The 6,573-nt window shown below is 63.9% G+C and carries 2 protein-coding genes; one reads left to right on the top strand and one right to left on the bottom strand.

The features are described from left to right. Positions 1-185 precede the first annotated feature (185 nt). A complete protein-coding gene (locus AC1RWL_RS30340; RefSeq protein WP_493097091.1) occupies positions 186-1,232 on the bottom strand; it encodes a threonine aldolase family protein in 1,047 nt (348 codons plus the stop codon). A 528-nt stretch (positions 1,233-1,760) separates the two neighbouring features. On the opposite strand from AC1RWL_RS30340, the gene gltB reads away from it, so the two are divergent. Continuing rightward, positions 1,761-6,485, top strand: a complete 4,725-nt coding sequence (gene gltB / locus AC1RWL_RS30335; RefSeq protein ID WP_493097092.1) for a glutamate synthase large subunit — start codon at positions 1,761-1,763, stop codon at positions 6,483-6,485. Positions 6,486-6,573 lie beyond the last annotated feature (88 nt).

Raw genomic sequence — 6,573 nt, 5'->3', positions numbered from 1 at the left:
CTCGTCGCCCTCAATGCAGCCGTGAGGGACAACAGAGCGTTCCTGTCTTGACATCACACAACACAGTTGCTCGGGCTCGACCCGAGGATCCACCGGCGTGTTCGGAGGGTGGATGGTCGGGTCAAGCCCGACCATGACGGAGGAGAGGGCGCGGACTTTTTGTGTCCCAGAGGCTGCCGGGAGTCTCAGAGTGCCGAGAGGAAAGTGTCGACGTCCGATTCGGTCGTGGCGAAGCTGGTGACGAGGCGGATCAGGGTTTCGTCTTCGTGCATCGTCGCCTTCAGTTCCAGGCCCGCCGGCCAGTCGTAGAAGACGGCGCCCTTGTCCTTCAGCGCTTTCGTCGCATCGTTGCGGATGATGGCGAAGAGTTCGTTCGAGCCGGTCGGCCAGGCGAGGCGGGCCTTTTCGGACGTGCTGAAACCAGCCGCGAGGCGGGCGGCCATGCCGTTCGAATGGCGGGCGAGTTCCAGCCACAGGCCATCGCGGAAATAGGCGTCGAACTGCGCGGCGATAAAGCGGGATTTCGAGAAGAGCTGGGCGGAGCGCTTGCGCAGGAAATGCATCTGCTGCGCCTTGGCCGGATCGAAGAGCACCAGCGCCTCGGCGCACCAGCAGCCGTTCTTCGTGCCGCCGAAGGAGAGCAGGTCGACGCCACGCTTCCAGGTCATTTCCGCCGGCGTCGTGCCGAGATGGGCGAGCGCATTGGCAAAACGGGCGCCATCCATATGCAGCGGCAGGCCGGCGTTCTTTGTGACCTCCGAAAGCGCGGCGATTTCGTCCAGCGTATAGGCGGTGCCGGCTTCCGTCGCCTGGGTGATGGTGACGGCCATCGGCTGGCCGCCATGCACGAAATCGGGCGGGAAACGCGAGATCGCAGCGGCAAGCGAATCGGCCTGCAATTTGCCGGCGGGGCCGTCGATCGGCACGAGCTTGGCGCCGGTCGCAAAGAATTCCGGGGCGTTGCATTCATCGACATTCACATGGGCTTCGCGGTGGCAGAAGACCTGGCCGCCCGGGCGGTTGAAGCTTGCGAGCGCCAGCGAATTCGCCGCCGTGCCGGTGCCGACGAAGAAGACGGCGACGTCGCGCTCGAAGATTTCGGAAAAGGTCTTTTCCACACGCTTGTCGAGGTCGCTCGTGCCATAGGCGGAGGCGAAGCCGCCGGCGGCCTCGACGAGGCTTTTTGCGATGTCGGGATGGGCGCCCGCCCAGTTGTCGGATGCGAAGAACATGCGGTTTCCAATGCGATTGAGGGCTTCGGGGGGACCATAATGGAGAAATGATGGCGATCAATCGCCGCCGCGCGGCACGAGCGCCGTTCCTGTGTAAAATGAAAGGAACGGAAACAATGTGCTACGATGTCGTAATTTAATTTCAAGCCCGCGACCGCGCAGGCAATTTTTCTTCATGAGGTGGTGATTATTTGGCATGATGGCCTTGCAGCGAAGGGTCGTTTCTGGCATAGAGCTTATGAAATAGGACAGTGTTGCTGTCCTATTTCGGTCAAGAGACCGATGAAGCGTCCCCCGCGACCGCGACGGGACGCCGAAGATGGCGCCGGGCATTGGAGACCCTCTCCGGATGCTGCCCGGCCGTCCGACGGTCCTGGATGATCATGCCTGGTCGGCCGCCGTCTTTTTACGGTCGGGTCAGGGTTATATAACAGACACTCGCGTGGCCGGATTGCTGAAAGGCAAACGGTCGCTACGCGGGCGGAAACGAATGCCCGCACGGTGCCGGGCGCCACAGGAGGAAAGACGATGACGGACATGACGCCATCAAACGGGTTTCGGCAGAGCCACGCGCAGATCACTGCGACGGACGCCAAAACGCGTACCTCCAATACCGGCATGCCAAAACGACAGGGCCTCTACGATCCGCGCAACGAACACGATGCCTGCGGCGTCGGCTTCGTCGCGCACCTGAAGGGCCAGAAGTCGCACCAGATCGTGCAGGACGGGCTGTTCATGCTCGAAAACCTGACGCATCGCGGTGCCGTCGGCGCCGATCCGCTGATGGGCGATGGCGCGGGCATCCTCGTGCAGATTCCCGACCGCTTCTTCCGCGAGGAGATGGCCAAGCAGGGCATAACCCTGCCGAAGGCCGGCGAATACGCCGCCGGCCATATCTTCATGCCGCAGGACGAGACGCTCGTCGAACATTTCAAGAAGGTCATCGCCGACGTCGTCGCCGAGGAGGGGCAGATCCTCATCGGCTTCCGCGACGTGCCGGTCGACAATTCCTCGCTCTCCAAGGCTCCTGAAATCGCCGCCACCGAGCCGCGTCATGTGCAGGTGTTCATCGGCGCCGGCCGTGACGCCGCGACGAACGGCGAGTTCGAGCGCCGCCTTTTCACCCTTCGCAAGGTAATCTCCAACCGTATCTACGACGAATATGAAGGCGAGGAGAGCAACTTCTATCCGGTCTCGCTCTCCTCGACGACGATCGTCTACAAGGGCATGTTCCTCGCCTACCAGGTGGGTGCCTATTATAAGGACCTCGCCGATCCGCGCTTCGAATCGGCCGTCGCCCTCGTGCACCAGCGCTTTTCCACCAACACCTTCCCGTCGTGGAAGCTCGCGCACCCCTACCGCATGGTCGCCCATAACGGCGAGATCAACACGCTGCGCGGCAACGTCAACTGGATGGCCGCCCGTCAGGCGTCCGTCTCCTCGCCACTCTTCGGCGACGACATCACCAAGCTCTGGCCGATCTCCTACGAGGGCCAGTCGGACACGGCCTGTTTCGATAACGCGCTGGAGTTCCTGATCCGCGGCGGTTATTCGCTCGCCCATGCGGTAATGATGCTGATCCCGGAAGCCTGGGCCGGCAACCAGCTGATGGGTGCCGAGCGCAAGGCGTTCTACGAGTATCATGCCGCCCTGATGGAGCCGTGGGACGGCCCGGCCGCCGTTGCCTTCACCGACGGCCGCCAGATCGGCGCGACGCTCGACCGCAATGGCCTGCGTCCGGCCCGTTACCTCGTGACGGACGACGACCGCGTCATCCTCGCCTCCGAAGCCGGCACGCTGCCGGTCAATGAAGAGAGCATCGTCAAGAAGTGGCGTCTCCAGCCGGGCAAGATGCTGCTCATCGACATGGAAGAGGGCCGCATCATCTCCGACGAGGAGGTGAAGTCCGCGCTCGCCGCCAAGCATCCCTACCGCGAATGGCTGGACAACACCCAGATCATCCTCGAAGACCTCGGCCCGGTGGAGCCGCGTGCGCTGCGCCGCGACGTGTCGCTGCGTGATCGCCAGCAGGCGTTCGGCTATACCCAGGAGGACACGCGCCTGCTGATGTCGCCGATGGCGACGACGGGACAGGAGGCGATCGGTTCCATGGGCACCGACACGCCGATCTCCGCCATGTCCAGCAAGCGCAAGCTGCTCTACACCTATTTCAAGCAGAACTTCGCGCAGGTGACGAACCCGCCCATCGACCCGATCCGCGAGGAACTGGTCATGAGCCTCGTCTCCTTCATCGGCCCGCGTCCGAACATTCTCGACCACGGCGGTGCGGCGAAAGCCAAGCGCATGGAAGTGCGCCAGCCGATCCTCACCAATGGCGATCTCGAAAAGATCCGCTCGATCGGCCATGTCGAGGACCGTTTCGACACCAAGACGCTGGACTTTACCTATGATGTCTCGCGCGGTGCCGAAGGCCTGCCGGAAATCCTCGACCGGCTCTGCGAGCGCGCCGAGAAGGCCGTCAGCAGCGGCTACAACATCATCGTGCTCTCCGACCGCCAGATCGGGCCGGACCGCGTGGCGATCCCGGCGCTGCTGGCCACCGCCGCTGTGCATCACCACCTGATCCGCAAGGGGCTTCGCACCTCGGTCGGCCTCGTCGTCGAATCCGGCGAGCCGCGAGAAGTGCATCACTTCTGTCTTCTCGCCGGTTACGGCGCGGAAGCGATCAACCCGTACCTGGCCTTCGACACACTCACCGACATGCACAAGCGCGGCGAGTTCCCGAAGGAAGTGGACGCCGAGGAAGTCGTCTATCGCTACATCAAGGCGATCGGGAAGGGCATCCTGAAGGTCATGTCCAAGATGGGCATCTCGACCTACCAGTCCTATTGCGGCGCGCAGATCTTCGACGCGATCGGCCTGTCGTCCGAGCTGGTCGACCAGTATTTCTTCGGCACGGCGACGACGATCGAGGGTATCGGCCTCGACCAGATCGCCGAGGAAACCTTCGCACGCCACAAGTCGGCCTTCGGCCGCGATCCGCTGCTGGCCAACACGCTCGATATCGGCGGCGAATATGCCTACCGCATGCGCGGCGAGGAACACGCGTGGACGCCGGATGTCATCGCCTCGCTGCAACATGCGGTGCGCGGCAATGCGGCCGATCGCTACAAGGAATTCGCCGAGCTGGTGAATGCCTCGTCGCTGCGCATGAACACGATCCGCGGCCTCTTCGCCATCAAGGGCGCGGAAGACGCCGGTCGCACGTCGATCTCCATCGACGAGGTCGAGCCGGCGGTCGATATCGTCAAGCGCTTCTCCACGGGCGCCATGTCCTTCGGCTCGATTTCCCGCGAGGCGCACACCACGCTCGCCGTCGCCATGAACCGGATCGGCGGCAAGTCGAACACCGGCGAGGGCGGCGAGGAGGCAGACCGCTATTTGCCGCTGCCGGATGGCTCGTCCAACCCCGAGCGTTCGGCGATCAAGCAGATTGCCTCCGGCCGCTTCGGCGTGACGACCGAATATCTGGTCAATGCGGATATGCTGCAGATCAAGGTCGCGCAGGGCGCCAAGCCCGGCGAGGGCGGCCAGCTGCCCGGCCACAAGGTGGATGCGACGGTCGCGAAAACCCGTCACTCCACCCCGGGCGTCGGCCTCATCTCGCCGCCGCCGCACCATGATATCTACTCGATCGAGGACCTGGCGCAGCTCATCTACGACCTGAAGAACGTCAACCCGGAAGCCGATATCTCGGTCAAGCTCGTCTCGGAAGTCGGCGTCGGCACGGTCGCCGCCGGCGTCGCCAAGGCGCGCGCGGACCATATCACCATCGCTGGCTTCGACGGTGGCACTGGCGCCTCGCCGCTCACCTCGCTGAAGCATGCCGGTTCCCCCTGGGAAATCGGCCTTGCCGAGACGCACCAGACGCTCGTGCTCAACAAGCTGCGCTCGCGCATCGCGCTCCAGGTCGATGGCGGCCTGAAGACCGGTCGTGACGTCGTCATCGGCGCGCTTCTGGGGGCCGACGAGTTCGGCTTTGCCACCGCGCCGCTGATCGCGGCGGGCTGCATCATGATGCGCAAGTGTCATCTCAACACCTGTCCCGTGGGTGTCGCAACGCAGGATCCGGTTCTTCGCAAGCGCTTCAAGGGCACGCCGGAGCACGTCATCAACTACTTCTTCTTCGTTGCCGAAGAGGTGCGCGAAATCCTGGCCTCGCTCGGCGTCCGTTCGCTGAACGAGATCATCGGCGCCTCGGAACTGCTCGAAAAGGAGACGATGATCTCGCACTGGAAGGCCAACGGCCTCGACTTCTCGCGCATCTTCCACAAGGTGGATGCGCCGAAGGAGGCGACGTACTGGACCGAGCGGCAGGATCACCCGATCCACGACATCCTCGACCGCAAGCTGATCGAGCAGGCGAAACCCGCGCTCGAATCGAAGACGCCGGTCGCTTTCGAGGTCGACATCAAGAACGTCGACCGCTCGGCGGGCGCGATGCTCTCGGGTGCCGTCGCCAAGCGCTACGGCTTCAAGGGCCTGAAGGACGACACGATCTCGGTCACACTCAAGGGCACGGCCGGCCAGTCCTTCGCGGCGTTCCTGGCGCGCGGCGTCACCTTCGACCTCGTCGGTGCCGGCAACGACTATGTCGGCAAGGGCCTGTCGGGCGGCCGCATCATCGTGCGCCCGCCGACCGGCAGCAAGGCGATCCCGCACGAGTCGATCATCGTCGGCAACACGGTTCTCTACGGCGCGATTGCCGGGGAGTGCTACTTCAACGGCGTGGCCGGCGAGCGTTTCGCCGTGCGCAACTCCGGTGCCATCGCCGTCGTCGAGGGCGTGGGCGACCACGGCTGCGAATATATGACGGGCGGCGTGGTCGTCGTCATCGGCCAGACGGGCCGCAACTTCGCGGCCGGCATGTCGGGCGGCGTCGCCTATGTGCTGGACGAGGAGGGCGATTTCGCCCGCCGCTGCAACATGGCGATGGTCGAGCTCCAGCCGGTGCCGGAAGAGGACGACATGCTGGAGAAGCTGCACCATCACGGCGGCGACCTCATGCACAAGGGCATGGTGGACGTCTCCGGCGACATGACGCGCCACGACGAGGAGCGGCTCTACCAGCTCATCTCCAACCACCTGCACTATACCGGCTCGCCGCGGGCCAAGGAGATTCTCGACCAGTGGGCCGAGTTCCGTCCGAAGTTCCGCAAGGTCATGCCGGTCGAATATCGCCGTGCGCTGGAAGACATGGAACGCATGAAAATGGCGGAGGCGGCCGAGTAACCCGGCCGCTGAGACTGCGACCTTCCGGCGTTGCCGGAGGGTTTTTCACGCGCCCGGAAGGCGCTCGTTGAACACGCTTGAGGAAAAT

The sequence above is a fragment of the Shinella sp. GW821-FHT10F02 genome (assembly GCF_058809275.1).
This window is presented reverse-complemented; position numbering and strand designations above follow the sequence as displayed.